This window comes from Paraburkholderia sejongensis (assembly GCF_020880815.1).
GTDB lineage: Bacteria > Pseudomonadota > Gammaproteobacteria > Burkholderiales > Burkholderiaceae > Paraburkholderia > Paraburkholderia sejongensis.
On record NZ_JAJITD010000004.1, the window covers coordinates 1 to 25,477 of the forward strand.

General features: G+C 63.7%; 25 protein-coding genes and 3 pseudogenes. 16 read left to right on the forward strand and 12 right to left on the reverse strand.

Features of this window, described 5'->3' with window-relative positions; all coding sequences use genetic code 11:
- A pseudogene (locus tag LJ656_RS34955) lies at nucleotides 1-183 on the reverse strand (IS3 family transposase); the annotation flags it as partial.
- A 42-nt stretch (nucleotides 184-225) separates the two neighbouring features.
- Between LJ656_RS34955 and LJ656_RS08680 the strand changes: the two are divergent.
- The 5 genes and pseudogenes from LJ656_RS08680 to LJ656_RS08700 form a co-directional block, all read left to right on the forward strand.
- A pseudogene (locus tag LJ656_RS08680) lies at nucleotides 226-585 on the forward strand (hypothetical protein); the annotation flags it as partial.
- A gap of 119 nt (nucleotides 586-704) precedes the next feature.
- A complete protein-coding gene (locus tag LJ656_RS08685) occupies nucleotides 705-926 on the forward strand; it encodes a hypothetical protein (RefSeq protein WP_230508880.1) in 222 nt (73 codons plus the stop codon).
- Between the two features lie 358 nt (nucleotides 927-1,284).
- On the forward strand, nucleotides 1,285-2,991 hold the full coding sequence (locus tag LJ656_RS08690) for a purple acid phosphatase family protein (protein WP_230508881.1): 1,707 nt from the start codon (nucleotides 1,285-1,287) through the stop codon (nucleotides 2,989-2,991).
- Between the two features lie 306 nt (nucleotides 2,992-3,297).
- Nucleotides 3,298-3,741 carry a hypothetical protein gene (locus LJ656_RS08695; protein WP_230508882.1) on the forward strand — a complete coding sequence of 148 codons (444 nt, stop codon included), beginning with the start codon at nucleotides 3,298-3,300 and terminating at the stop codon, nucleotides 3,739-3,741.
- A 112-nt stretch (nucleotides 3,742-3,853) separates the two neighbouring features.
- Complete coding sequence (locus tag LJ656_RS08700; protein ID WP_230508883.1) at nucleotides 3,854-5,350, forward strand: argininosuccinate lyase; 1,497 nt, start codon at nucleotides 3,854-3,856, stop codon at nucleotides 5,348-5,350.
- 65 nt (nucleotides 5,351-5,415) lie between these two features.
- On the opposite strand, the gene LJ656_RS08705 is transcribed toward LJ656_RS08700, so the two are convergent.
- The 3 genes from LJ656_RS08705 to LJ656_RS08715 all read right to left on the reverse strand — a co-directional run bounded on the left by LJ656_RS08705 (nucleotide 5,416) and on the right by LJ656_RS08715 (nucleotide 7,816).
- Nucleotides 5,416-6,582: a radical SAM protein gene (locus LJ656_RS08705; protein WP_230508884.1), complete on the reverse strand. Its 1,167-nt coding sequence runs from the start codon at nucleotides 6,580-6,582 to the stop codon at nucleotides 5,416-5,418.
- A gap of 79 nt (nucleotides 6,583-6,661) precedes the next feature.
- Nucleotides 6,662-6,970: a DUF4148 domain-containing protein gene (locus LJ656_RS08710; RefSeq protein ID WP_230508885.1), complete on the reverse strand. Its 309-nt coding sequence runs from the start codon at nucleotides 6,968-6,970 to the stop codon at nucleotides 6,662-6,664.
- A gap of 237 nt (nucleotides 6,971-7,207) precedes the next feature.
- Nucleotides 7,208-7,816, reverse strand: coding sequence for a LysR substrate-binding domain-containing protein (locus LJ656_RS08715; protein WP_329958838.1), 609 nt, complete (start codon nucleotides 7,814-7,816; stop codon nucleotides 7,208-7,210).
- 18 nt (nucleotides 7,817-7,834) lie between these two features.
- Between LJ656_RS08715 and LJ656_RS08720 the strand changes: the two are divergent.
- Nucleotides 7,835-8,107, forward strand: a pseudogene (locus tag LJ656_RS08720) (zinc-binding dehydrogenase); the annotation flags it as partial.
- A 156-nt stretch (nucleotides 8,108-8,263) separates the two neighbouring features.
- Nucleotides 8,264-8,557, forward strand: coding sequence for a DUF1330 domain-containing protein (locus tag LJ656_RS08725; protein WP_230508887.1), 294 nt, complete (start codon nucleotides 8,264-8,266; stop codon nucleotides 8,555-8,557).
- 52 nt (nucleotides 8,558-8,609) lie between these two features.
- On the opposite strand, the gene LJ656_RS08730 is transcribed toward LJ656_RS08725, so the two are convergent.
- From LJ656_RS08730 to LJ656_RS08740, 3 genes are all read right to left on the reverse strand, one after another.
- Nucleotides 8,610-9,461 (reverse strand): carbohydrate ABC transporter permease, encoded by an 852-nt coding sequence (locus LJ656_RS08730; RefSeq protein WP_230508888.1) that lies wholly within the window; start codon nucleotides 9,459-9,461, stop codon nucleotides 8,610-8,612.
- Entirely contained in the window at nucleotides 9,458-10,348 is an 891-nt protein-coding gene (locus tag LJ656_RS08735) for a carbohydrate ABC transporter permease (RefSeq protein WP_230508889.1), read from the reverse strand. The genes LJ656_RS08730 and LJ656_RS08735 overlap by 4 nt, the downstream gene beginning before the upstream one ends.
- A gap of 162 nt (nucleotides 10,349-10,510) precedes the next feature.
- Complete coding sequence (locus tag LJ656_RS08740; RefSeq protein ID WP_230508890.1) at nucleotides 10,511-11,743, reverse strand: ABC transporter substrate-binding protein; 1,233 nt, start codon at nucleotides 11,741-11,743, stop codon at nucleotides 10,511-10,513.
- A gap of 383 nt (nucleotides 11,744-12,126) precedes the next feature.
- Between LJ656_RS08740 and LJ656_RS08745 the strand changes: the two genes are divergently transcribed.
- The 6 genes from LJ656_RS08745 to LJ656_RS08770 all read left to right on the forward strand — a co-directional run bounded on the left by LJ656_RS08745 (nucleotide 12,127) and on the right by LJ656_RS08770 (nucleotide 18,232).
- Nucleotides 12,127-12,900 (forward strand): SDR family oxidoreductase, encoded by a 774-nt coding sequence (locus LJ656_RS08745; protein WP_230508891.1) that lies wholly within the window; start codon nucleotides 12,127-12,129, stop codon nucleotides 12,898-12,900.
- Nucleotides 12,901-12,972: 72 nt separating this feature from the next.
- Nucleotides 12,973-14,055 (forward strand): ABC transporter ATP-binding protein, encoded by a 1,083-nt coding sequence (locus LJ656_RS08750; protein ID WP_230508892.1) that lies wholly within the window; start codon nucleotides 12,973-12,975, stop codon nucleotides 14,053-14,055.
- Nucleotides 14,056-14,164: 109 nt separating this feature from the next.
- Entirely contained in the window at nucleotides 14,165-15,025 is an 861-nt protein-coding gene (locus tag LJ656_RS08755; protein WP_230508893.1) for a MurR/RpiR family transcriptional regulator, read from the forward strand.
- Nucleotides 15,026-15,232: 207 nt separating this feature from the next.
- Nucleotides 15,233-16,192, forward strand: a complete 960-nt coding sequence (locus LJ656_RS08760) for an MBL fold metallo-hydrolase (protein ID WP_230508894.1) — start codon at nucleotides 15,233-15,235, stop codon at nucleotides 16,190-16,192.
- Between the two features lie 25 nt (nucleotides 16,193-16,217).
- Entirely contained in the window at nucleotides 16,218-17,999 is a 1,782-nt protein-coding gene (locus LJ656_RS08765) for an FAD-dependent oxidoreductase (RefSeq protein ID WP_230508895.1), read from the forward strand.
- 23 nt (nucleotides 18,000-18,022) lie between these two features.
- Nucleotides 18,023-18,232 (forward strand): DUF2783 domain-containing protein, encoded by a 210-nt coding sequence (locus LJ656_RS08770; RefSeq protein WP_230508896.1) that lies wholly within the window; start codon nucleotides 18,023-18,025, stop codon nucleotides 18,230-18,232.
- Nucleotides 18,233-18,245: 13 nt separating this feature from the next.
- Here LJ656_RS08770 and LJ656_RS08775 read toward each other — a convergent pair whose 3' ends face one another.
- A complete protein-coding gene (locus tag LJ656_RS08775) occupies nucleotides 18,246-18,980 on the reverse strand; it encodes a 4'-phosphopantetheinyl transferase family protein (RefSeq protein ID WP_230508897.1) in 735 nt (244 codons plus the stop codon).
- Between the two features lie 12 nt (nucleotides 18,981-18,992).
- Nucleotides 18,993-19,472, reverse strand: a complete 480-nt coding sequence (locus LJ656_RS08780) for a hypothetical protein (RefSeq protein WP_230508898.1) — start codon at nucleotides 19,470-19,472, stop codon at nucleotides 18,993-18,995.
- A gap of 379 nt (nucleotides 19,473-19,851) precedes the next feature.
- On the opposite strand from LJ656_RS08780, the gene LJ656_RS08785 reads away from it, so the two are divergent.
- The gene (locus LJ656_RS08785; protein WP_230508899.1) at nucleotides 19,852-21,090 is read left to right on the forward strand and encodes a YbfB/YjiJ family MFS transporter; all 1,239 of its coding nucleotides are present in this window, start codon (nucleotides 19,852-19,854) and stop codon (nucleotides 21,088-21,090) included.
- Nucleotides 21,091-21,148: 58 nt separating this feature from the next.
- On the opposite strand, the gene LJ656_RS08790 is transcribed toward LJ656_RS08785, so the two are convergent.
- Genes LJ656_RS08790 through LJ656_RS08800 form a run of 3 tightly spaced genes read right to left on the reverse strand, consistent with a single transcriptional unit; the run spans nucleotide 21,149 to nucleotide 24,289 of the window.
- Entirely contained in the window at nucleotides 21,149-21,901 is a 753-nt protein-coding gene (locus LJ656_RS08790) for a class I SAM-dependent methyltransferase (RefSeq protein WP_230508900.1), read from the reverse strand.
- A gap of 16 nt (nucleotides 21,902-21,917) precedes the next feature.
- A complete protein-coding gene (locus LJ656_RS08795) occupies nucleotides 21,918-22,979 on the reverse strand; it encodes a glycosyltransferase family 2 protein (RefSeq protein ID WP_230508901.1) in 1,062 nt (353 codons plus the stop codon).
- Nucleotides 22,980-23,014: 35 nt separating this feature from the next.
- Nucleotides 23,015-24,289, reverse strand: coding sequence for a glycosyltransferase family 87 protein (locus LJ656_RS08800; RefSeq protein WP_230508902.1), 1,275 nt, complete (start codon nucleotides 24,287-24,289; stop codon nucleotides 23,015-23,017).
- 611 nt (nucleotides 24,290-24,900) lie between these two features.
- Between LJ656_RS08800 and LJ656_RS08805 the strand changes: the two genes are divergently transcribed.
- Nucleotides 24,901-25,149, forward strand: coding sequence for a hypothetical protein (locus LJ656_RS08805; protein ID WP_230508903.1), 249 nt, complete (start codon nucleotides 24,901-24,903; stop codon nucleotides 25,147-25,149).
- A gap of 96 nt (nucleotides 25,150-25,245) precedes the next feature.
- On the forward strand, nucleotides 25,246-25,416 hold the full coding sequence (locus LJ656_RS08810) for a Flp family type IVb pilin (protein ID WP_230508904.1): 171 nt from the start codon (nucleotides 25,246-25,248) through the stop codon (nucleotides 25,414-25,416).
- Nucleotides 25,417-25,477: the final 61 nt, after the last annotated feature.

The window sequence follows — 25,477 nt, forward strand, 5'->3', positions numbered from 1 at the left end:
CGAATACCTTGGCGCGGCACGAACATAGCCAGCTCGCAAATCATGGCACCGTTCGTACTCGCGATGCCACGCCTTCAGCGAATTCTTTGTCGGGTAACCCAGCTGTCTGATGGTCGCCCTGATGCGCTTGCCCAACTTCAGATAGAGATGAACTGCTCGAATGCGGTCTTCGTACGAGTACACGGACTACCTCCAGGTAGTCCAGGATTTTGTCCGCACCCCCATCCGTCGGCCGCGGCCTGTCCCGCGCTCCGTGAGCTTTTGAATGCGCATTGTGCGACGCTCAAATGCCAGTTCGATGCATTCGCGGACTACGTGAGCGAAGCGGAGAAAACGGGCACTGAGAACTTTCCGCTGTATCAATGGACGCGGCAGACCATCGAGAACCCGGAGAAGAGACACAAGTATCTGCATTCATTCACGATCTACGTGAATGGCGACGAGGTGTATGGCAAGGAGGTCGCCGATGCATTGGAAGCCGGCTTATCGAAACTCGCGGATCGAAATGAAATAGTCAGCTTTTCCCGCTACGACACCAATCCCTCGAATAATCCGCAGCCGCCTGCGCAGCAGCTGCATAAATAGCTATTCGACTGCTTAATTGCCACTGGGTGGTGACTAATGTAAAACCCATTAACATTTAGCGACACCGCCGGAAGTTCGTGAGACGATGCGCTTTCACTTATTTTTTGTGGGAGCGCGTCATGGGACTTCTGGACGAAGTGGGCAAGATCGCGGGTGCGGTCGCAGCCGTTGAGGCAGCGGAAAAAGTCGACCCGGAAGCGGGGCTGCTGACCAAAGGTATCGCGGCGATCGCAGGTTTCGAAGGCGCCGGCAAGCTCGAATCGCTGGTGGAGAAGAAGGAAGAAGACAAGCAGGACGCCGACAGCGCACAAGCCGCGGACGATGCGGGCGCACAGGCCTAAAGTGTTGGTCGGGTAGTCGAGCCGGTTGCATGCGCGCAATGCAATAGTGCGATGCACCGGCCGCCCGACGGTTATTTTTTTCAAATACCCTTCAGTTTCACATCCCCTTCGGTTTTACATCTCTTCACGCAGATCGAAACAGAGCGCCGTTTCGGCTTCCGCATTAATTCATTCGTTTTCCTTTCATAGGCTGTCATTCAGATAATGGCAACCGAGTTCGCTCGCTCATTTTCTGTTCCGCAGTTTCATCGGGCTGTCATCGCCGCGCGGCTACGATCGTGCGTCTTCACCGTCCGCGCTCGCGCCGCGGCGCGTTGTTTTGCGCTGGCATTCTTCCACCTCAACGACAACACCGGACATGTCGAACAGAAAGAACACCAACGCTTCATCCGCCGATGAACAGGGCGCCTCGATCGTTTCGCGTCGCGGCTTTCTGAAATTCGCCGGCGTCTCGGGTCTCGCCTCGGCGGCAGGTGCGCTCGCATCGAGCGCGCGCGCTGCGAATAGCGGTGCGCCCGACGGCACGCCCGAACAGATCCATCTGACATGGGGCAACGATCCGACCAGCGAGGTGACGGTATCGTGGTCCTCGCTCGCGCCCGCGGTCAATCCGCAGGTGCGTGTGAGCGGCAACGGCCGCGACCACGGCCGGCACGTCGTGCACGCGGTGCAAAACACCTACACCGACGGTCTCAATGGCGAGGTCGTATTCAACTATCACGCGCGTCTGCGCGATCTGAAGCCCGACACGAACTACCAGTACGAAGTGACGGCCGATAACGACAGCAAAGCGTCGCAGCCTTTCAGCGCGAGTTTCCGCACCGCGCCGCGCGGCCGCATGCCGTTTCGCTGGACCAGCTACGGCGACCTCGCGACGCCGAATACCAACTGGGTGTTGTCGTCGCCGCAAAGCCGCTTCGCGGTGCAGGCGGTCGAACGCTTCCAGCCGCTGTTCCATCTGCTGAACGGCGACCTGTGCTACGCGAATCTGAATCCGCTGCAGCAACCGGAAGTGTGGCGCGACTTCGGCAACAACGCGCAGACTTCGGCGTCGATGCGGCCGTGGATGCCGTGTCCCGGCAATCATGAACTCGAGTTCAACAACGGCGAGCAGGGACTCGCGTCGTATCTGTCGCGCTATTCGCTGCCCGACAATCACACGCGTTTTCCGGGTCGCTGGTATAGCTTCCGGGTCGGCTCGGTGCTGTTCGTATCGCTCGACGCGGACGACGTCGTCTATCAGGATGCCGCAGCGTTCGTCGCGGGCCCCGCGCCGTTGACGCCGGTTGCGAGTACCGGCAATGCGCCGATTCCCGCTGGCACTTCGCTTTACGTGCGCGGCTATAGCAATGGCGAGCAGACGCGCTGGCTCGAAAAAGTACTGCAACACGCGGCGCACGATAACGACGTCGACTGGATCGTCGTGCAGATGCATCAGGACGCGCTCAGTTCGTCGCAGACCGGCAACGGTTCCGATAAAGGCATACGCGAAGCGTGGTTGCCGCTGTTCGATCGCTATGGCGTGGACCTCGTGGTGTGCGGCCACGATCACGATTACGAGCGCAGCTATCCGGTGCGCGGCTGCAATCACAACACGGGCGCGGACATCGCGACGGGCCGCCCGGTCGATACGCTGCAGCCGAAGCCGGTGATGTCGGCGGTATCGGCCGGTGCGTCGACGTTCGATACGAGTCACGGCACGATTCACCTGATCCTCGGCGGCGGCGGCACCAGCGCGCCGCTCGACGTGTACGGCGTCGATGCCGGCACGGGTCTGCCACAGGCGCGCATCTTCACGAAGCCGAATCGTCCGATACCGTCGACCACGGCTGCGGGGACGTTCGTGCGGGCCAGCGCCGATGCGGTCGAAGACGCAATCTGGTCCGCGCAACGCGACACCGGTACCGGCTACGGCATCGCAGTGTTCGACTACGATCCTGGCGAGCACGGCGGCGAGACCACGATCACGATGAGCTATTACCACGCGCCGGGCGCGGATCACACGCCGACGCCGGACTACGAGCTATTCGAGAAGATCGAGCTGAAAAAGAAGCGGCGCGGATGATAGCGCGTAGAGCAACTGAGCGATCTTTTGAGTGATCCGTATTGAGAGGCCGGCCGCATGATGCCGAGCCACAACTGACGTATAGAAACACGCAGCCATCTGCCGAAAAAGGCCACTCGCGATGAGTGGCCTTTTTCTTTTCGTTGTTTTCACGAGTACCAGCGGGCTGTTCCAAAACCGAAAAAATTACCGGCTCCGCTTCATTTTGTTACAGGTCTTACCGGCGTGGAATCGGCTGGTTACAGTCGGCTTTCGGATGCCCCGTTATACTCGGCGCCGTCTCACTCCAAAACACAAAGAGCCGATATGTCGAAGAAAATCATCCAGATGGTTGCCGTGGCTGCATTGACCGCCGCGGCGTCGTTGCCGGCACTGGCCGGCGATCTGAACAACATGCTTGGCGGCGCGGTCGGCGGTGTGGCCGGCGCGGCGCTCGGCGGCGCGGTCGGCGGCAGCACCGGCTCGGTGATCGGCGGCGCGATCGGCGGCGGCGCCGGCGGCGCGGTCACGTCGAATCGTCGCGAGCGTACCGGTGCGATCATCGGCGGCGCGCTGGGCGGCGGCGCGGGTACCGCGGCCGGCAATGCGATGGGCGGCCGGACCGGCGGCCTCGTCGGCGCGGCGCTCGGCGGCGGCGCGGGTTCGGCACTCGGCGGCAACATCTCGCGCTCGAACTCCTACGCGGACGACTACTCGCGCGGCTATCACGGCGGCAAGCGCCATCATAAGCATCGTCGCTACGACGACTAAAAGCGCTTTACAGCGGCGCTACGTGCTCGCGTCTGAATGACGAGCGGGTACGGGCGCCGCCTCTATAATCGGGCGTGTTCAATTCCAATAACGCGCATTCAATACGCCCGACATGAGACGTTCCTCCTCGCTTTTTTCCGCAGCAGTACTGCTGTGCGCATCTCCCGTTTTCGCCCAACAGGTCACGCCTCGCGACGAATTCTTCTGGCTCGGCGAAATCAACAAAGCCACCCTGGTCATCAATACCGACGAAGGTCTGCTCGATAAATCGATGGCGCCGCGGCTTGCCGCGGGTGTCGCGAAAGTCATTGCAGACGGTAATCAGCCCGGCGCGAAACGTCCGTCGACGGTGATTACGTTCGAACCGCTGTTGATCAAGGCGGCCGGTGAAGACGTCACGTTGCTGCACGCGGGACGTTCGAGCCAGGACATGCATGCCACGTATCGTTCGGCGATTCTGCGCGACGATCTGCTCAATCTCGCCGACCAGTTGAACAAGACCACCGCGACGCTGGTCTCTCTCGCGGACCGCTATTCGTCGACGGTCGTGCCGAACTATACGAACGGCGTCGCCGCGCAGCCGAACAGCTACGGCCACTATCTGCTCGGTTTCGCGGCCGGGCTCGACCGCGACGCGCAGCGCATTCGCGAAGCGTACGTGCGGGTCGATCGTTCGTCGATGGGGACGACGGTGCTGAACGGCACCAGCTGGCCGTTGAATCGCGAGCGCATGGCGCACTATCTCGGCTTCAATGCGATCGTCGACAACGCGTACGACGCGGCGCAGATTTCATCGGTCGACGAACCGGTCGAGGCGAGCGCACTTGTCACCAGCGTCGCGCTGCACACGGGCAGTTTCATTCAGGACGTGATGACGCAATACGCGCAATCGCGGCCATGGATTCTGTTGCAGGAAGGCGGCGCCAATACTTATGTGTCGAGCGCGATGCCGCAAAAGCGCAACCCCGGACTGCTGATTCGCACACGCTCGCAGGCGTCAACTGCGTTGTCGCAGGCCGAGGGCGTGGTGTTGCAGGCGCATAATCTGCCGCCGGGCATGGCCGACCCGAAAGACGAGAAGGCGAACACCGAGATGATCGACAGCGCGATCGCGGCGCTGAAGGATTGGCAAACGGTGATGAATGCGCTGGTCATCAATCCCGACCGCGCGCTCGAAGAACTCAATAGCGACTGGACCGCCTCGCAGGAGGTGGCCGATGTGTTGATGCGCAAGTACAAGCTGCCGTTCCGCGTCGGCCATCATTTCGCGTCGAACGTGGTCGAGTATGCGCGGCAGAAGGATATCAAGCCGCTCGATTTTCCATACGCGGACGCGCAGCGTATCTATCGCGAGACCGTCACGAATACACCGTATGCGGGTGAGTTGCCGATGAGCGAGGCCGAGTTCCGCTCGACGCTCGATCCGGCCGCGATCGTCAATCACCGCGCGACGGTGGGTGGGCCGCAGCCCGCGGAAATGGCGCGGATGTTGAAAGAAGCGAAGGCGCGTATTGCGCAACAGCAGAAGTGGATCGATGGGAATCGCCGGCATATTGACGACTCGCTTGCTAAGCTCGATGGCGATTTTAATCGGCAGTTGGGTCGCTGACGGGCGGGGTGGAAGAGCCGACGTCGGGCTGTTGCGTAAGGACGGCGATGTACCTTCGGCCTGAATTAGCGTGCTCGCAGAAAGTACCGGCGTCCGAAGGTCCGTCGGGCGAGCGATATAAGCGACGCTCGAGGCAATTGTTCAACTGACAACGCCCACAGCGAATACGCAACGCTGCGCTGGAATAACAAACCGACAGCGGCGCCAAGCTCGCCCCTGCCCAGCGCGTACGCCGAGTCAGTCACGGCGATGGCGCCGTGCATCAGAACGCTGGCATGTCGATAGCAGCCCATCATGCAGGCATTGCAGGGTTCGCGTTGATCGGGCAGGCGGTCGAGATCGAAGACCGAGCCCATCGGTTCGGGCCATGCCTCGCAACGCCAGACATCAAGATTCCAGTCGATGTAAAAATACTTGCTGCCGCCGATACACGGAATCAGCTGCGGTTCGTCGCGCACGAACCGGGCGACCTCGGCCAGCGCAGCACTTGGGTCCATGACACGAAAGCGTTTCTTGAGGCGCGCGATTGCGCCCAACGCTTCGAGCAGTTCGTCGGTGTTCAGATCGACGAGTGTCGAGTTTTCGTCGTAAACGAGCGATGTGGATCCGAACGCCTCGCGCCGCGGATAGGAAAAAACGACGGCATCGAAGCCAAGCTCGTTGAGCGTTTCGGGAAGCGCTTCGTAACGGACCAGACGGCTCACCGTAATCGACGCGCAGACCTCGATTCCAAAGGTATGCGCCTGAGCGATGCCCTCGCGAATGCGGGCCTCGAGACCGCGCAGGCCGCGATTGCGCTCGTGCTTGCTCATGTCCGCGCTATCGATGGAAATGAGCAGACGCTTGAGGCCAGCCGCCGCCAGTTGCTTGATGTGGCGGGGGAGAAACCAGCCGTTCGTGATCACGCCGCACTGGATGCCGGCGTTGGTCGCCGAAGCGACGAGCGATGCGATCTCCGGGTGAACTAGCGGCTCCCCGCCCTGCAGCGTCATGTAACGAATCCGGCGTCTGCGGAGAATCGGCAGTGCACGCGCAAATTCTTCAGGGTCGAGATAGCGACGTGGCCCCGCCAGATGCTTGTCGCGAGAGAACCCGCAGAAGTCGCATGCGGCATTGCAGACGTTCGTCACCGATACGTCACACACCGCAGGCAGCGGATTGCGCTGTTCGCTGCCGGCACTTTCGTCGTGCGGCCGATTGCGCCACTTGATGACCCGCTCTGACGCATCCATGGAACCCTCCCGGCCAGCCGACGAATTCGGCACGAGGCTTCTTAGGATACGCTCCATAAGCTGGCCGTGATCCATTGTGTTAACCGCGTGGCGGCGCGCACTCGACCCGATACCAGTAGTCGACCAGACGTTGCGCGGCTTGCAGATCGTCCGGATAGTACGGGTCGTACCACGGCGATGGGTCGTAGCCCGCGCGCCGCAGCGCGGCTAGTTCATTCGCGTTGCGTTGCATGGTGGGTGGGGCGTGTGCCTTGATCGCGGTGAGGTCGCGGCATTGCGCGTCGGTCAGGTTTCTGCCGGGATTGGGAGCGGGATACGTCGCGCACGCGCTGCACAATGCGGCGCCGATCAGCGCGGGCAGTAGCGCCCGGGAGCTTGATGCTTTCATGTTGTGCCTCTTTCCAACGATGCAGTGCAGCAGCGGCCTGCGGTGCAAGGTAGCCGCGGCGCAACTTGCGCAGCGGTGCTCGCGCTGTGAACAGTGAAAAGTCTGGCACAACGTGGGACGCCGCGCAGGCGCGCGAGAGGTTTTGCGCAGCGGTCAAGCCACCCCGTTTTCCCGTTGGGCGGTCGGCTCGAACGTCGGGGCAACCCTACCAGTGCACCAGAGCTCGAAGTCCGGATATCACTCGGCGGGTAACTGCGATGGCAAGGTAGATAGCAGCGCGTCGATCGTGACACGCATCTTGTATGGCAGGAACCGCATACGAGGCCATATCAGATGTAATGGTGTTCTCGCCGAAGGCACCTGCGTGAGTACGCGTACTAGTCGCCCATCGTCCAGGGCCTCGCGCACTCGCCATAAAGGCAGGTGCGCCAAGCCCTCACCGCGGATGGCTGCCTCCGCGATCGTGTCGATATCGTCGAATCCTAACTGACCGGAAAATGCGGGCTGCACTATGTCGCCCCGCTCATCCGTGAACGACCATGGCACCCTCCGTCCTGCATGCATGTAGTCGATACAGCGATGGGAGGTCAGGTCGGAGAGGGTGGACGGCGTGCCATGTGTCTCGAGGTAGGTGGTCGATGCGCAGACGGCCATCACCTGCATGCCCAAGGGCCGTGCTACCAGGGTGTCGCTTTCGGGCAAGGCGCCACTGCGCACCGCGAGGTCGATGCCTTCGTCGACAAAATCAGCCACTCGGTCCGAAAAACTAGCCTCGATCCGCAGGGCCGGATGGCGCCGCGCCAGATCGAGGAGCACCGGCGCGACATGGTGGCGCCCGAATACCACCGGGGCGCTGATGCGCAGGCGTCGGCGGCTCAGGGTGGACGCATATCGGTTATCGGTAATCTGCAAGGTGACGAGCTCCGCGGCAATGTCTACCCCGTTCTGCAAGGGCGCCTCACCATTCAGGGGATCGGTGTGTCGCACCGGCGCGCGCTGCAGGATCTCGTTCGAGCAGTAGACTGGCTTGAACTGAAACCGGTCATCGAGCACGAATATGGTTTCGACGAGGTGCCAGCCGCGCTGGATCACCTTGAGCGCGGCAGCTTTGGCAAGTTGGTGGTCCGGCAGGAATGACGCGAAGCTTCGATTGCGGACGTTGCCCCGACGATGCTGCGCTGCGGGTACGCGTAACCCGCATGCGGGTGCTGCAAGCGCACGAACGGCGAGCCTGTGTTTGCTACTATGTGAAACCCCAGCTGCACGGGCCTCACCAACACACAGGAGATTCGAATGAGCAAAGGTTATTGGGTATCGTCGTACCGCAAAACGAACGACCCGCAAAAACTCGCCGCTTACGCACAACTGGCGCCGGCCGCTGTCGCGGCGGCCGGCGGCAAGTTCATCGTGCGTGGCGTGGCGGACGAGGCTCGCGAGCAGGGTCTGAAAGAGCGCACCGTCGTGATCGAGTTTCCGAGTTACGAGGCGGCGGTCGCCGCTTACGAGAGCGACGAATATAAAAAGGCACTCGCCGCGTTGGGCGATGGCGTCGAGCGCGATCTGCGCATCGTGCGCGGCGTCGAATAACGCTCTCGCGCGGCGCCGCTTCCGCCGGCGCCGCGCGAATCTTCTCCGAAACTCACTTCACCGCGCCGAGCGCGAGTCCCTTGACCATATAGCGCTGCAACCACGCGAATACGACCGACACCGGCAACGTTGCGCACAGCGTCGCCGCCATCACCAGATGCCATTCGACCACGTATTTGCCGGCGACCATATCGGTTACCTGCACGGTCAGCGTTTTGTTTTCCGGCGAACGGATCAGCGTATAAACGACTGCGAATTCATTCCACGCATTGATGAACGTGAAGATCGCGGTCACGACGATGGCCGGCACCGTGAGCGGCAGAAATACCTTGAATACCGCGCGGGTGCGGCTGCAGCCTTCTAGCCACGCGGATTCTTCGAGATCTTGCGGGACGGTCTGAAAGTACGACGACAGCATCCACACCGCGAACGCGATATTGAACGCCGCATACGAGACGATCACGCCGATCTTCGAGTCGACCAGGTTGCCGTCGCCCCACGGGATCATCGCGGCCAGCCGGAACAAACCGACCACCAGCAGGATCGGCGAAAGCATCTGCGTGATCAGCAGAAACTGGCTATAGAGACCGCGTCCGCGAAACGGAAAGCGCGCGAGCGCATACGCGGCGGGCAAACTGACCGCGAGCGCGAGCAACGTGGACAGCGTGCTGATGATCACGCTGTTGCGCAGCGCGACGCCGAAATTGGCCGCGGTCCACATATCGATGAAATTGCGCCATTGCCAGTGCATCGGCAGCCAGCGCGCCGGATAAACGAAGATCTCGGAGGCTGGCTTCACTGCTGTGAAGAACATCACCGCGAACGGAAACAGCACGACGATCACCAGCGGCGTCAGTGCGAGCCAGCACCACAGCGAGCGTTTGGCTTTCGCGCTCAGACTCATGACGGCTCTCCTTGTTTCGCGCGTTGCGCACGCAGATAGGCGACCGAGAACACGAACAGCATCACCAGCATGATCAGCGACACCGCCGCCGCTTCGCCCGGACGGCCGAGCCGGAAGCCGAGTTCGTACAGATAGGTGACGAGAATGTGCGTGCTGTTGTCGGGGCCGCCTTGCGTCATGACCCAGATGATCGGAAACGAGTTGAACACGTAAATCACGTTCAGCAGGATCGCCATGTTGATGAACGGGCGCAGCAGCGGCATCGTCAATTGGCGGAATTGCTGCCACGCGCTGGCGCCGTCGATGCGCGCCGCTTCGTAGATATCGCCTGGCACCGACGAAAGGCCGCCGAGAAAGATCGTTACCGTGAACGGGATCGACACGAGGATGCCGACCCCGATTTCGACCGGAAACGCAAACTCCGGCGTCGCGAGCCAATGAATCGGACCACTGATCAACCCGAGCCGCTGCAACGTCACGTTGACCATCCCGTAGTCGTCGTTGAAGGCCCAGCGCCAGACCACGGCGGTCATCGTCAGCGACACCGACCACGGCAGCATCACGATCGTGCGGGCGATGCCGCGGCCATAAAAGTCCTGATTCAGAATCAGCGCGACAGGTACCGAGATCAGCACCGTGCCGCCGACCACGCACACGGTCCAGACGATCGTGCGGCGCGCGGAAGCGACGAACACCGGGTCCTGAAATACGTTGATGAAATTCTGCAGCCCGGTGAAATCGCGAATCGCGCCGAAGCGCGACACGTCGTGCAGCGATTGCCACACGATGTTGAAAATCGGGTAGCTGATGATGAACAGCGCGAGCACGAGGCTCGGCGCAATCAGCAACCAGGGCGTAAGCGGGCGCGTGGAAACGGAACGGCTCATGCGTGCTCGATCGTGAGACGCGCCTTCTCGAAGAGCGGGCGCGACGGAATGGGCGTCGGAGTACTTTCAGATAGAACCGGTATAGCGCGAAAACACGCGCACCGCCGTCGCAACGGCGGCGCGCGTCACGCCTTCAGACAGTCAGCGCTGATTCGCCGCCTATCAGTGCCCGAGCGACTTGTTCGCCTGCGTCGCCGCGGCATTCAACGCGTCGGCCGGTTGCGCCTTGCCGAGGTAGATCGCCTGCATCGAATCGGTCACGGCTTTCGCGGTGTCTTCCCAGCCGGTCACGGTCGGCGCGAAGTGCGCGGTCGGCAGCAGCGCGATAAACGCTTTGGTGTCCGGATCGTTGAATGCCGGGTCGCTCGCTTCGGCCTTGGTGGTCGGCAGGAACCCTTCGGTTTTGGTGAACTCCACGCGCGGTTCCTTCGTGAACAGATAGTCGAGGAACTTCCACGCGCTCTTCTTCACCTTCGAGTTCTTGAACATCACGATCGAGTCGGTGACCGCGTAAGTGGCGTGGGTGGTGCCCATCGGCACCGGGTCGATCCCGTACTTCAGGTTCGGTGCTTCCTTCGCGATCTGCTTGGCGAGGAACGGCGCCGAAATCACCATCGCGACGCGGCCCTGTTTGAACAGGTTCTGCACGTCTTCGCGGCTATAGCCGGTCACGCCCGGTTGCGTCAGACCCTGATCGATCATCTGCTTGTACATCGTCGCGGCCTTCACGCCGGCCGGCGAATTGAACGCGGCCTTGCCGTCCTTGCCGACCACGTCGCCGCCCATCGTCCACAGCGCGTAGTAATAGTAGACGTCGGTTTCGATTTCCTTGCCTTGCAGACCGAAGCCGGCGACACCCTGCGCTTTCAGCTTCTTCGATGCGTCGATGACTTCATTCCAGGTTTTCGGGCCGTCCGGATAGCCGACCTTCGTGAGCAGGTCCTTGTTGTAGTAGAGCGCGCGCGCGGATGCGGCGATCGGCAGCCCGTAGGTTTTGCCGTTGATCTGGCCCGGCGCGAGGAACGGCGCGATGAAACGGCCCTTGAAGTTCGCATCCATATAGCCGTCGAGCGGTTCGGCGACGTCGTCTTTCACGAAGTCGAGCAGCCAGCGCGTGCCGACGATTGCGAGGTCGGCGTTGGCATTGCCGGAGATATCCGTTTGCAGCTTCTGTTGCAGCGTGTCCCAGTTCACGTCTTCGATCTTGATGGTCGTGCCGGGATTGGCCTTCTCGAAGTTGCGGGCCATTCGTTCGAAGTACGGCGCGGTCGCGTCGCTGTAATGAGCGACGGTGACGCGGACCGTTTCGGCATGAGCCGAGACGGCGATACCAGCAAACGCGAGCGCCACGGCGACTTTGCCTAGCGCGAGGGAAGCACGGGCATGCAACGACATTTCTCTCTCTCCTGTGGGTGGTTGCCGCCGTCGCCGGCCGCCGGGGTGGAATTGTTTGAAAAAATCCTACATGACGAAAAATAGCTTGTCACGTAGGGTCTGCGATATTTTTTCTCGGGCGATTTTGTGCATAAGATGCTGTAAAACATGGAGTATTTCGCACTGCGTGATCGATCGAAAACCCACTCTTCGGGATTGAAAAGCAATTCGCATCGTCAGGTTTGTAGGAAATTTACAGCGCTGTGGTGTCGCGGAAGCGGGCGGCCGAACGCGACGGCAAGAAGTCCGAAGTAGCCGGGAAGCGCGCGCGACGCGGGCGAAAAACGGCGAGTAAAAGTCCGCCGCAGCGACGGGCGAGCGGCGGTCGAATCAGCGAGGCTCAGATGAATCGTGTGGTGTTGATAACGGGCGCATGCGGCGGAATCGGCAGCGTGCTGTGCAAGCGTTTTGTCAGCGAGGGCGACACGGTGCTCGCGCTCGACATCGATGCGGCCGCGTTGCAGTCGCTCGCCGCGCAGCTCGGCGCGGACAAGGTCACGCCGGTCGTCGCCGATCTCGGCGACGCCGCCGCGGTGCAGCAAGCGGTGGCCGCCGCGGTCGCGCGGCAAGGTCCGGTCGACGTGCTGGTCGCGAACGCGGGCGCCGCTTTCGGCACGACGCTCGCGAATACGGACGCGGCCAGCTGGCAGCGCGACGTCCATCTGAATCTGAACGGCACCTATCACACAGTCGAAGCGGTGCGCGCGTCGATGATCGAACGGCAACGCGGCGCGCTGGTATTGATCGGCTCGGTGAACGGCCTGGCCGCGCTCGGTCATCCGGCATACAGCGCGGCGAAAGCCGGTTTGATCAGTTATACGAAAGCATTGGCAGTCGAGCTGGGACGTTATGGGATTCGCGCCAACATCGTGTGTCCGGGCACCGTGAAGACTCAGGCGTGGCAGGCGCGTGTCGACAAGAACCCGCAAGTGTTCGAGGACCTGAAAAAGTGGTACCCGTTGCGCGACTTCGCGACACCCGACGATATCGCCGACGCGGTGCTGTTTCTCGCGTCGCCGATGGCGCGCGTGATCACCGGCGTCGCGTTGCCGGTGGACGGAGGCCTGATGGCCGGCAACCGGCTGATGGCGCAGGAGCTGACGCTCGAATCGCTGTGATCGCAAGCACGCTCGACCCGACGCACTCACCCGACGCCCCAACCCAATCCGCGGCAACACAATGAGGACAGCATGGCAGCAGTGCAACTGAGCGGCATCTTCAAACGCTATGGCGACACGCAGGTGGTGCACGGCATCGACCTCGACATCGACGACGGCGAGTTCGTCGTGCTGGTCGGACCGTCCGGTTGCGGCAAGAGCACGTTGATGCGGATGGTGGCCGGGCTCGAGGAGATCAGCGGCGGCGATCTGCTGATCGGCGGCACGCGCGCGAATGCGCTGCCGCCGCAGCAGCGCAATATCTCGATGGTGTTCCAGAGCTATGCGCTGTATCCGCATCTGACGGTCTACGACAACATCGCGTTCGGCCCGAAAATTCGTCGGGAATCCTCTGCGAGCTTCAAGCCGCGGATCGACGCCGCCGCGAAGATGCTGAATTTGAGCGGTTATCTGGACCGGCTGCCGCGCGCGCTGTCGGGCGGTCAACGGCAACGGGTCGCGATGGGCCGCGCGGTGGTGCGCGAGCCGTCGCTGTTCCTGTTCGACGAACCGTTGTCGAACCTCGACGCGAAGCTGCGCGTGCAGATGCGCACCGAGATCAAGGCGCTGCATCAGCGGCTGAAGAATACGGTGATCTACGTCACGCACGATCAGATCGAGGCGATGACGATGGCCGACCGCATCGTCGTGATGAACGCGGGGCGGATCGAACAGATCGGCCGGCCGCTGGAGCTGTACGACCGGCCGGCGAATCTGTTTGTCGCGAGCTTTCTCGGTTCGCCGTCGATGAACTTCGCCGAAGGGACGATCGTCAACCGTTCGCAGGGCCACGGTCTCGCGTTGAAACTGGCCGACGGCAGCGAGGTTGCGCTCGAGGGGGCGCCCGCGTCGGCGACGCCCGGCGCGAAAGTGACGCTCGGCGTGCGGCCCGAACACATCGAGATCACCACGCAGATTCCGGACGCGGAGCTCGAGGTCGAGGTGGTCGAGCCGACCGGCGCGGAGACGCACCTGTACGGGAAAATCGGCGGCACCACATGGTGCGCGACGACGCGCGAGCGCGCGAAGATCGAACCGGGGCAGCGGGTCGCGCTGCGTTTGCCGGCCGAACATATTCATCTGTTCGATACGGAGAGTGGGCGCAGGCTGGTCTGAACCGCGTGTTGCGGCGAGGTGACGACGCGAAGCGAGCGAAGTCGAAGCACGCCGCACAAACTGCGAGCAACGCGGATTCCATACCTAAACAGCCCCAAAGGAACACCGGGTGTCCGCACCGAACTTGATTCCCCACATCCGCGGCGCATTGACGAGTCTGCGGCCCGCCGAGCGCAAGGTCGCCGAGATGGTGCTGGCCGACGTCGACTTCGCGATGCGCGCGAGCATCACCGAACTCGCGCAGCGCGCCGACGTGTCCGAGCCTTCGGTCACGCGCTTTTGTCGCGCAATCGGCGCGCACGGGCTGCGCGACTTCAAGATGCGACTCGCGCAGAGCGTCGCGGGCGGACTGCCTTATGCATCGACCGCGGTCGCGCGCGACGACGATGTGCAGACGCTGATGGACAAGGTCGGCGAGGCAGCGATCGACGGCATCACGCATGCGCGCGGCGCGCTCGATCCCGCGGTGGTCGAGAGTGCGCTGGCCGCGTTGTCGAGCGCAAGGCGGGTGTTTTTCTTCGGCGTGGGCTCGGGTTCGGGGCTGGTCGCACAGGACGCGGCGCTGCGGTTTCTGCGCATCGACATTGCCGCCGCCGCGTTTACCGACGGTCATTTGCAGCGGCTTTACGCGGGGCTGATGGAACCCGGCGATGTCGCGTTCGCGATTTCGCATTCTGGCCGCAGCGTCGAAGTAAACGAAAGCATTCAGATCGCGAAGGAGCGCGGCGCGACGACGATCGCGCTGACCAATGTCGGCTCGCGGCTTGCGTGGCTTGTGGATATTCCGCTGCTGTTGCGGGTGCCGAGCCCGATCGATCCGAATACGCCGGGCGTGTCGCGGCTCGTGCATCTGTGCATCATGGATGCGCTGGCGATCGGCGTCGCGTTGAAGGCCGGGCCGCGGACGCTGGAGAAGATGCGGCACGCGAAAGCGAGGTTGTTGCCGCATGAGCCGGGGGGGACGGGGTAGGGGAAAACATCGCCGCCAATTTGCACATAACGACGTTTTTCGCTATTGACAAATAACCCGCCCCAGCCACACCATCCCTTAACCCCGCCATCGGCATCGCGACCAAACACAACGCGGGGCGAGACATCTCCCCCGGCATCGCCCGCGCTCCGCTGCAAAAGCGGCCCGGCCGTCTCGCCTCACGTCTTCACCCAGACGGAGACAGGCATGGCAAAAGCATTCGCATCGCAGGCAGATCTCGAAGAAAAGAAGATCACGTGGACCCAGCTATCGGAGAACGCATATGCGTACACCGCCGAGGGCGATCCGAACTCGGGCGTGATCGTCGGCGACGACGGCGTGCTGATCGTCGACACGACCGCGACGCCGGCAATGGCGCAGGACCTGATCGCGAAGATCCGCAGCGTCACCGACAAACCGATCAAATACGTGGTGCTGTCGCACTACCACGCGGTGCGCGTGCTCGGCGCGTCCGCGTATTTCGCCGAGGGCGCGCAGCAGATCATCGCGAGTCGCGGCACTTACGAAATGATCGTCGAGCGCGGCGAGCAGGACATGAAGTCGGAGATCGAGCGCTTTCCGCGCCTGTTTGCCGGCGTCGAAACGGTGCCGGGCCTGACGTGGCCGACGCTGGTGTTCGAAAAGGAAATCACGCTGTTTCTCGGCAAGCTCGAAGTACGAATCGCGCATCTCGGCGCCGGCCACACCAAGGGCGACACGGTCGTGTGGCTGCCGTCGCAGAAGGTGCTGTTTTCCGGCGACCTGGTCGAGTACGACGCGGCCTGCTATTGCGGTGACGCGCAACTCGAACAGTGGCCCGCGACACTCGAAGCGCTGCGCGCGCTGAACGCGGAAAAACTGGTGCCGGGCCGCGGCCCCGCGCTGCTATCGCCGGCCGAGGTGAACAAGGGCCTCGACTACACGAAGGATTTCGTCACGACGCTATTGCAGGCGGGCCGCGACGCGGTCGCCGAAAAGCTCGATCTGAAAGGCGCGATGGCGTTGACGCGCAAGTCGATGGACCCGAAGTTCGGTCACGTGTTCATCTACGAGCACTGTCTGCCGTTCGACGTGTCGCGCGCGTACGACGAAGCCAGCGGCCTCACGCATCCGCGTATCTGGACCGCGCAGCGCGACAAGGAGATGTGGGACGCGCTGCAGGCATAACGCCCCAGCGGGATGGAGACACGAAATGAGCATCGACTATCAGGCGCTGGCCTTCGAGTACCGGCCCTGCCGTGACCAGCAACCATCGCGCGACCCACGGCAAACCGGTCAAGCCGAGCCCGCGCGCTACCCGGTGATCGTGGTCGGTGCCGGACCCGTCGGCCTCGCCGCCGCGATCGATCTCGCGCAGCAGGACATCCCGGTGGTACTGGTCGACGACGATTGTTCGTTATCCAGAGGATCGCGCGCGATCTGCTTTTCGAAGCGCTCGCTCGATATCTTCGATCGCCTCGGCTGCGGGCAACGGATGGTCGATAAAGGCATCAGCTGGAACGTCGGCAAGGTGTTCCTCAAAAGCGAGCTGGTGTACACGTTCAATCTGCAGCCGGAGGCCGGCCATCACCGGCCGGCGTTCATCAATCTGCAGCAGTACTACGTGGAAGGTTTTCTGCTCGAACGCGCGCAGGAACTGCCGAATCTGGAAATCCGCTGGAAGAGCAAGGTAGTCGGCATTCGGCAGCAGGGCACGCCTGGCAGCGCCGACGCGAGCGTCACGCTGGATGTCGAAACGCCGGACGGCACCTATGCGCTGCGCGCCCGCTACGTGGTCGCCGCCGACGGCTCGCGCAGTGCGCTGCGCAAGCTGATGGGCCTCGACAGCAAGGGTGTCACGTTTCGCGACCGCTTCCTGATCGCCGACGTGAAGATGGAAGCGGACTTTCCGATCGAGCGCTGGTTCTGGTTCGATCCGCCGTTCCATCCGAATCAGTCGGTGTTGCTGCATCGTCAGCCGGACAACGTGTGGCGCATCGATTTCCAGCTCGGCTGGGACGCCGATCCGGTGCTTGAAAAAACGCCGGAGCGCGTGATGCCCCGCGTGCGCGCGTTGCTCGGCGCCGACGCGAAGTTCGAACTGGAATGGGTTAGCGTCTACACGTTCGCGTGCACGCGGATGGAGCGCTTCCGCCATGGCAACGTGCTGTTCGCCGGCGATGCCGCGCATGGCGTGTCGCCGTTCGGCGCGCGCGGCGCGAATAGCGGCGTGCAGGACGCGGAAAACCTCGCGTGGAAACTGGCGATGGTGCTCGATGGCCACGCGCCCGACGCGCTGCTCGACACCTACGCGAGCGAACGCGAATTCGCGGCCGATGAAAACATCCGCAACTCGACCCGTTCGACCGATTTCATCACGCCGAAGACGCAGGTCAGCCGCGTGTTTCGCGATGCCGTGCTGAAGCTGTCGCGACACTATCCGTTCGCGCGTCAGCTGACCAATAGCGGGCGGCTGTCGGTACCGGCGGTGTTGCGCGATTCGCCGCTCAATACGCCGGACTGCGCGCGTTTCGACGGTGCGATGGTGCCCGGCGCGGCCTGTGTCGATGCGCCGGTGCAACTCGACGACGAGCCGGGCTGGCTGCTGCGCCAGCTCGGCGAGCAGTTCACCGGTCTGCTGTTCTGCGATGAGCGTGGTATCGATCAGGCCACCCGTACCGCACTGAACGTGCTGCGCGCGGGGCCGCTGGCGCTGAAGCTGGTGGTCGTGTTGCAGGGCGCCGCCCGCGGCGGCAGGTTGACCAACATGCGGGTGGTGCGCGATATCGAAGGTCTGGCGAGCGCGCGCTATGACGCGACGCCCGGAACCTTCTATCTGATCCGTCCGGATCAGCACGTCTGCGCGCGTTGGCGGCAACTCGACGCGCGCGCGGTCGAGGATGCGCTCAGGCGCGCGTTATGTATCGACGCGGCGACCGCGGCGCTGTCCGTGAAGGCGGATGTGAGCGCAGCGGCAACGCCGGTCGCGCATTGACAGAAACCGCGCAGGAGACCGAAATGACAGCGACGCGACTGAACACCGAACCGAATCTCACGCGCCCCGACGATTTCTACGAGGCGCTGATCGACATGCATCGCGGCCTCGACGACGCGCAGAGCCAATCGGCCAACGCACAACTGATTCTGCTGCTGGCCAATCACATCGGCGATCACGAGACGCTATTGGAGGCGATGCGTTGCGCGCGCGACGGCGCGCTCGAAGCCTGACCGAACGCCGCGCCTACTGCATCGTCTTCTTCGGCCAGCCGATCAGCGACACCTCGCTCAACGGCTGCGCAACCGCGACGGCCGCGCGCAACTGGCCGTTCATCGGCAGATCGAGCATGTGCCATTCGCCGTATTGCGCGAGATCGAGCGTGAAGCAGGCGGGCCCGTCGAATGCGAGCACCGTGTGATCGAATTCCACGGGCGCATCGCGCAACGCGCTGCGCAGACTGTCGTGGCGCGCGCGCCGGCGCAGTCGTTGCGGCGTTTCGCCGGGCGCGATGCCCGGCGTCGGCATCACCACGCTCAAACCGAGCGCCGACGTCGCGATGCCGACTACGATCCAGATGCCGCCATACACGATGTCGATCGCGATGCCGCGGCCATCGCGCGGATGATGCGCGCGCAGCTTGTCGCCGCCGTCGTCGAACAGCCGGACCTCGCGCGGCTCGCACTCGAACAGATTCCCGACGATCCAGCGCACGACCACGCGCGCGCTGACGAAGCGCTTGCGTAGCGCGGCGTTCGGATGCAGCCGCGCGCGCTCGCGCTCGGATTTCGACAGCCACGTGTCGCCTTGCGGCACGGGCACCGGCAACCACTCGCAGCGAAAGCGCCACAGTTGCAGCTCGCCGGCGCGCGGCATCGCGGTGTGACGCGGAAAGCGTCGGCTCAACGGGACGGGAGTGAACGGCGGGGCGGCCCGTATTTCCGCAACCGCCGCCGCTTCGAGCTCCGGTTCCAATGACATCGGCGGGAATCCTCAGTGCATGTACGAGACCCGACGCGCCTGCACGTCGAGTTCGATGCCGGCGTCGAGCAGGTCGATCGCGAACCAGCGCAGCAGCTTCAGCACGCCGCTGACAGCGGGCGCGGGCAGCCACTCGGCGAGCATCCGCAACGCGGCACCGCTATGCGTTTTTTGCAGCAACGCGATGGTTTGCAGCACCACCGCCTCGTCCTTGCCGAGCTCGGTCGCGCAGCGGCAGCGCGTGTCGAGCGGACGGTACGACACGCGCATCAGCGAGCGCATCAGCAGATCGAAATGTTCGAGGCCGTCCTCGCGCAACCCGGCTTCGCTGAGAACTTCGCGCCAGTGCGAGCTGCCGCGCGCACTTTCGCACGACGGCCGCAGCCACGTGCGCACCGCGTTGAGCACGGTGCGATCGGGCGCGCTGTCGGTGTCGAACGGACGATCGTCGATCAATTCGGGGCGGCTGCCGTGTTGTGAGCGGAAGTTCATCGAGGCTCCTGAGCGGACACAGTCCGGGAAGTTGCGCCGGCCGGGTTGGACAGGGCCGCGTTGCAGGCCAGCGCATCACGCAGGCGACGGATCGGCGGGAACGCAGCGCGTGCGGCGCGAGGCGAAGGGTGGGTCGGGTGAGTTGCCATGCGCTGAATCATGGGGGAAATTCCGCCTTAATGCAAATCATTCTCATTTGCGATTTGTATGAGACGCCGGCAAAAGCCCTGCGCACCGCATCCCCCATCCGCGACTAACGCTAACAAACGCAACTAACTGTCAGTTCGGTTTAGCCCGGCCCAGCTATGATGGCGATCTGCATGCATCCGTTATCGACCCAACCGGCCAGCAGCGTTCTGGCCGCCGACATACCTCAGTCATGTCCTCCAGCTCGCTCGAGACCGCCCCGCATTCCCCCTCCGCCGCTTCGGCGCAGCGCCTGCCAACCCTGTTGCTCGCCGCCGCGCTGTCGCTCGGCAGCGCGATCGCGCTCGGTTTCGCGCGCTTCGCGTACGCGTTGCTGTTGCCGTCGATGAAGCTCGACCTCGGCTGGAGCTTCGCGCAGGCCGGCGCGATGAACACCGCCAACGCGCTCGGCTATCTGCTCGGCGCGCTGGTGTTTCCGCGCCTCGCGCGCCGTTGGTCGGCGGCCGCGCTGTTCGCCGCCGGCTGCGCGCTCACCGCGCTATTGATGGCGGGCAGCGGCCTGCTGGCCGACACGCATTCGCTGCTGATCGTGCGCGTGATCACCGGCGCGAGTAGCGCGGCGATCTTCATCAGCGGCGGGGTGCTGGCCGCGCGGCTCGCGTCGGCGCGGCCGCGCGACGCCGGCTTGATCCTCGGTCTGTATTACGGCGGCACCGGTTGGGGGATCGTCGCGTCGTCGCTGCTGGTGCCGGTGACGATTTTCAATGTCGTGCACGGCTGGGAGTTCGCGTGGTTCGCGCTCGCGGCCGCATGCGCGCTGTTCGCCGCGTTCGCGATCGGCGCGGCGCGCAGGATCGAACGCGCGCATGCGAGCGCGGTGTCAGCCGCGCGTGCTGCCGATAGCGCCGCCGACGTGCCCGCTTGGCCCCGTTTCGCCGCGGCGCTCGCGGGCTATGGGCTGTTCGGCGTCGGCTATATCGGCTACATGACGTTCATCGTCGCGCTGTTGCGCAACGCGGGGATGAGCGCGGCGGTCGTCACCGGCTTCTATCTGCTGCTCGGCGCGGCGACCGTGGTGTCGGCGCGCATCTGGTCGTCACTGCTCGACCGGATGCGCGGCGGCCAGGCGCTCGCGGTGCTCAACGGTTTGCTCGCGGTCGCGACGCTGCTGCCCGCGCTGTTCTCGCAGCCGTGGATCGCGTTCGTGTCGGGCACGCTGTTCGGCGCGACGTTCCTGTCGGCGGTTGCGTCGACCACAGCGTTCGTGCGCCACAACCTGCCGGCCAGCCATTGGACGAAGGGGATCAGCGCGTTCACGATCGTGTTCGCGTTCGGTCAGATCGTCGGGCCGGTAGTGATCGGCTGGGTGTCGGACGGCGCGGGGCTCGCGCGCGGCCTCGTGTATTCGGCGTTGCTGCTCGCGGCCGGCGCGTTGCTGGCCGCGTGTCAGAAGGCGTTACGCGCGGCCTGATCGACCCTAAGCGACGCCTGAGCGAAGCGCAGCGGCGTCGCCCATTCGAGCCGACGCATCACGACGCGCTAGCGCTGTCGCGCTTGCGCAGGATCGCGAACAGCGACACCCCATAGGGCAGCGGCGCCCGCGCGAGCCAGTGGCGTTCGGCACGGAAGATCCGGTACAGCGCGGCGTTCAGCGGCGCGGGCGGAATCGCGTCGCCGCTCGAACGCCGGCGCCGCAGCACTCGATCGGCCCAGCGCGCGGCGACCGCGAGCGGATACAGCAGCGTGTTGAAATAGCTGATGCGCTCCACCTCGTAGCCGGCCGCGGCCGCGCACTGCTGTAGCGACGCGCGGCTGTAGCGGCGGAAGTGGTGCAAAAACACATCGTGCGCACTCCAAAGCTTTTGCCCGGCCGGCACCGTCACGACGATGCGGCCGCCCGGCGTCAGCAGCGTCTGCATACGCGCGAGCGAAGCGGAATCGTCGGCGATATGTTCGAGGCAATCGAAGAAGCAGATCAGATCGAAGCGCTCGCGCTGGAATGGCACGTCGTCGGGACAATGGCCCGCGCGGATGTCGAACTGGCCGCCGGTCTTGCGCGCGCTGAGCGCGCGGGCGGTCGCATCCATTTCGAGGCCGCTGACGGTGCCGAAGCCGGCCAGCATCTCGAGGTTACCGCCGGTGCCCGAGCCGACTTCGAGCACGCGCGCATCGCGCGGCAGCGTCAAGCGATCGAGCAGCGTGCGCAACACGTCGCGGCGCGCGCGAAACCACCAGTGCGCGGCTTCGGTCTCGGCCATTTCGAGGTAGGCATCGGGAGACATGACGGACTCCTGATAGTCAATGACCGACCACGCGCACGCGCGGCGCGGGCCGCCGCCGGCTCAGCTCGACGCGGGCCGGATGCGGCGCCCGCAAGTCCTGGCGCACGCCCGGCAGCGTGCTGACCTTGCTTTTGGCCTGATAGCGGCGCCGGATCAGATAGACCGGCCGCTCTTTCGACTCGTAGTAGATGCGGCCGATATATTCGCCGACCACGCCCAGACCGATCAACTCGATCCCGCCGATGAACAGCATCACCGAGATCGTCGACGCATAACCGGGCACCGGATTGCCCGACCACAGCGTGCTGCCGATGATGTACCCGCCATACACGAACGCGAGCGTCGCGATCAGCAGTCCGATATAGGTCCAGCTGCGCAGCGGCACCGTGCTGAAGCTCGTGATGCCTTCGAGCGCGAAGTTCCACAGCCGCCAGCCGGAGAACTTCGAGTGCCCGGCGCTGCGCGGCTCGCGCTCGTATTCGACGATCACGGTGCGATAGCCGACCCACGCGAACAGCCCTTTCATGAAGCGACGCCGTTCCGGCAGACTGCGCAGCGCATTGACGACCTGGCGATCGATCAGCCGGAAATCGCCGACGTTTTCCGGCAGTTTCACTTCGGACAGCGCGTTGTGCACGCGGTAATAGAGCCCCGCGGCCGTACGTTTGGCGAAGCTGTCGCAGGCGCGATTGGTGCGTTTCGCGGCCACCACTTCGGCGCCCGCGCGCCAGTGTTCGACCATCACCGGAATCAGGGCCGGCGGATCCTGCAGGTCGGCATCGATCGGAATGACCGCGTCGCCGGACGCTTCGTCGATGCCGGCGGTCAGCGCCGCTTCCTTGCCGAAGTTGCGCGTCAGGTCGATCACCCGAATGCGCCGGTCGTGCGCGCTCGCCTCGAGCAGGCGCGCGAGCGTCGCGTCGGTGCTGCCGTCGTTGATGCAGACGATCTCGAAGCGGGTGCCGTCGATCGCTTCGAGCACCGGCACGACCGCCGCGAAAAAGCGCTCGACCGCGTCCTGTTCATTGTAGAAAGGCGCGACCAGCGAGAGCAGTGGTTTGTTGATATAAGCTGACATGACGCTTCCCCGTTAAGCCGATTGTTTTCGCCTGTTTATATTGCGTGCGAGTAGACGAGTGCTGTGCGTCCCGCGCGTGCATCGGCGCCGAGCCGCACGCGGCGCACGACGATCAGCAGCGTCAGCAGCAGAACGACCGGCCCGATCTGCGGCAACTCGGTGATGCGGTTGAACAACTCGTACACCGGCAGCAGCCACGCAAGCGCGATCACGGTCTGTTCGCCGCGCAGCCAGCCGGTGTCGAGGCCGCGAGCGATCAGGCAGGCGAGCGCGATGCCGAGCCACGCGAGTTCGTAATGCCAGACGTACGGATTGGCGAGCAGCGTCGCGACCATCAGGCCGGCCACGCGCAGACGCATGTCGCGGGTGCCGCGCCACACGTACCACGCCGCTGCGGCGGCGATCAGCGCGACGCTGGCCTGGCCGGCATAGGCCCCGGCGATCGGCACGCCGCTGTCGCGCAGCGCGGCGAATGTAGTGGGCGACGCGAGCCAGTAGGAGCGGCTTTGCTCCAGCAGCGTCGCGCGCGCGAGGCCGGTGTTGACCAGAAACTGCTGCGCCGTTTGCACGCCGCACACCAGCACGCTGAGCGCGCCGAAGAGCACCGCGCTGAGCGCGGCGGCGGCGAGCGTGCGCCACGCGCGCGCCGCGATCAGCACCAGCGGAAACAGCACCGCCATTTGCGGCTTGATCGCGAGCAGGCCGATGCACAAGCCGGCGCGCAGCGGCGCGCGGCGCAGCCAGTGCAACGCGAACACCGCGAGCGCGGCGGTCAGCAACGAGTTCTGACCGAAGATGGCCGGCACCAGTACGCACGGCGACGCGGCGACGATCAACCACGCGAAGCGCGAGCCCCGCAAGCTGCCGGTCAAACCCGACACGCGCAGCGTCCCCGCGCTGCACAGCACGAGGCCGCTGCCGACGAACACGAAATACATCGCGAGCGGCGGCAGCAGCGCGAGCGGCGACACGAACACCAGAAAGGTGGGCGGATACAGCCACGGCAACAGGTTGCTGCGATGCAGGTCATCGAACAGCCTGCGCTGCAGACCGTCGAACCACACATGGTCGTATACCTGCGCGGCCGAGCCATGCCATAGCCCGTACGACGCGGACCAGAAAATCGAAAAGTCGGTACCGGGGGCGGCGACGCCCCGTTCGGCGAATGCGTGGCTCGACCACGCCCATACCGCCATCATCACGATGAACAGCAGCAGCATGCCGACGCTGTAGAACACGATGCGCTCGGGCGTGAGCCAGTTACGAACCCGCTCGCCGGTGCCGCGCATGCGCAGTTGAGAAACGTCCATGATCCCCGCCCCCTGTGTGATCCGGATCGGGTCCGCTGGACCCGCCGTGCATCTGGTTTTTTGTTTCGGATTCTTAAGTTTCAGTGCGCGGCATCGAATGAAAACCTTGTGAGAAGAGTGCCGTTCGCGCTGAACCGGTCAGATCATTGTTGGCGGAAAAACAGCCGACTTTCAAGTTCGCGTTTTCCTGGGCGTTAGCCGCGCAGCGTCGATTTAGCCAAATAGCGGGTAAAACGGCCCGCCGTGTGTGGGCTAACACACCAAAGCGTCTCGCCGATGAGACGCTTTGGACCGCCTGGCCCCTCCGGCACCCGTCATTTACCGGAGATATTTCTTTTTTGCCGAATCAGGGAAATTCCTGGGAAAAAAATGCCGTGCCTACTGCGGCGGGCTTCTACGCGATTCGCGAAGTATTCGCTTAACAGCCCGCCACGTTGCGAAAGCAGCACATTCAGGGCGCATTGCGGGCAGTACGCTGCGACGGAGTTCGGCGAGACCCTTGTCGTTGCGAGATTCCCGCATTGCTGGCCTCGTCCTTGCGACAGGAAGAGCGCGCAAGTCGACGACACGATGACAGGACGCCTAAAAAAATTACGCAACACGGGGGATGTATGAACCATCAGCTCACGCTGCCGCGCGACACCAACCGGCACAAGCGCATCGCGCACCGTACGCTCACACTGCGCCAGCGCTTCGCGGCCACGCTGCTGCGGGTCGCGCGGCCGGCGCCGTTGCATACCGTGCACCTGACCGCTGCGCGGATGCCGCTGCACTCCACCTGTTTTCCTCCTTTCGTCTCGCCCAGCGTTTCGCTTGTGCGGATCAATCCGCGCCGCACCACGGCTGGACGGGCGAACTAGTCTTCTCCACGTAGTTCCCGCAGTACCCGCAGTGCCTTGCCTCGAGCCGATCCCGGCGAAGGGTTCAATTACTTAGCTATCCAAAGGGAGTCAATCATGAAGAAAATCATCGCTACCGCAAACCGTTTCGCACGCGACGAAGACGGCGTGACCGCCATCGAATACGGCCTGCTCGCGGGCCTCATCGCGCTGGTGATCATCGGCGCCGTCACGACGCTCGGCACCAACCTGAAAAACATTTTCACCAGCATCGGTAACTCGATTTAAGCGCCTGTCGTCGACGGACGAAGCACGCTCGAGGTCTGGATACCTGGCCATTCAAACGGAG

Bases quoted from the DNA above. Each gene is read 5' to 3' on its own strand.
- LJ656_RS08750 (WP_230508892.1), top strand. From the start codon at position 12,973: ATGGCAGCAGTGCAACTGAGCGGCATCTTCAAACGCTATGGCGACACG.
- LJ656_RS08685 (WP_230508880.1), top strand. From the start codon at position 705: ATGGGACTTCTGGACGAAGTGGGCAAGATCGCGGGTGCGGTCGCAGCC.
- LJ656_RS08795 (WP_230508901.1), bottom strand. From the start codon at position 22,979: ATGTCAGCTTATATCAACAAACCACTGCTCTCGCTGGTCGCGCCTTTC.
- LJ656_RS08775 (WP_230508897.1), bottom strand. From the start codon at position 18,980: ATGTCATTGGAACCGGAGCTCGAAGCGGCGGCGGTTGCGGAAATACGG.
- LJ656_RS08780 (WP_230508898.1), bottom strand. From the start codon at position 19,472: ATGAACTTCCGCTCACAACACGGCAGCCGCCCCGAATTGATCGACGAT.
- LJ656_RS08790 (WP_230508900.1), bottom strand. From the start codon at position 21,901: ATGTCTCCCGATGCCTACCTCGAAATGGCCGAGACCGAAGCCGCGCAC.
- LJ656_RS08740 (WP_230508890.1), bottom strand. From the start codon at position 11,743: ATGTCGTTGCATGCCCGTGCTTCCCTCGCGCTAGGCAAAGTCGCCGTG.
- LJ656_RS08730 (WP_230508888.1), bottom strand. From the start codon at position 9,461: ATGAGTCTGAGCGCGAAAGCCAAACGCTCGCTGTGGTGCTGGCTCGCA.
- LJ656_RS08710 (WP_230508885.1), bottom strand. From the start codon at position 6,970: ATGAAAGCATCAAGCTCCCGGGCGCTACTGCCCGCGCTGATCGGCGCC.
- LJ656_RS08785 (WP_230508899.1), top strand. From the start codon at position 19,852: ATGTCCTCCAGCTCGCTCGAGACCGCCCCGCATTCCCCCTCCGCCGCT.
- LJ656_RS08765 (WP_230508895.1), top strand. From the start codon at position 16,218: ATGAGCATCGACTATCAGGCGCTGGCCTTCGAGTACCGGCCCTGCCGT.
- LJ656_RS08770 (WP_230508896.1), top strand. From the start codon at position 18,023: ATGACAGCGACGCGACTGAACACCGAACCGAATCTCACGCGCCCCGAC.
- LJ656_RS08805 (WP_230508903.1), top strand. From the start codon at position 24,901: ATGAACCATCAGCTCACGCTGCCGCGCGACACCAACCGGCACAAGCGC.
- LJ656_RS08810 (WP_230508904.1), top strand. From the start codon at position 25,246: ATGAAGAAAATCATCGCTACCGCAAACCGTTTCGCACGCGACGAAGAC.
- LJ656_RS08745 (WP_230508891.1), top strand. From the start codon at position 12,127: ATGAATCGTGTGGTGTTGATAACGGGCGCATGCGGCGGAATCGGCAGC.
- LJ656_RS08725 (WP_230508887.1), top strand. From the start codon at position 8,264: ATGAGCAAAGGTTATTGGGTATCGTCGTACCGCAAAACGAACGACCCG.
- LJ656_RS08760 (WP_230508894.1), top strand. From the start codon at position 15,233: ATGGCAAAAGCATTCGCATCGCAGGCAGATCTCGAAGAAAAGAAGATC.
- LJ656_RS08705 (WP_230508884.1), bottom strand. From the start codon at position 6,582: ATGGATGCGTCAGAGCGGGTCATCAAGTGGCGCAATCGGCCGCACGAC.
- LJ656_RS08800 (WP_230508902.1), bottom strand. From the start codon at position 24,289: ATGGACGTTTCTCAACTGCGCATGCGCGGCACCGGCGAGCGGGTTCGT.
- LJ656_RS08695 (WP_230508882.1), top strand. From the start codon at position 3,298: ATGTCGAAGAAAATCATCCAGATGGTTGCCGTGGCTGCATTGACCGCC.
- LJ656_RS08700 (WP_230508883.1), top strand. From the start codon at position 3,854: ATGAGACGTTCCTCCTCGCTTTTTTCCGCAGCAGTACTGCTGTGCGCA.
- LJ656_RS08690 (WP_230508881.1), top strand. From the start codon at position 1,285: ATGTCGAACAGAAAGAACACCAACGCTTCATCCGCCGATGAACAGGGC.
- LJ656_RS08735 (WP_230508889.1), bottom strand. From the start codon at position 10,348: ATGAGCCGTTCCGTTTCCACGCGCCCGCTTACGCCCTGGTTGCTGATT.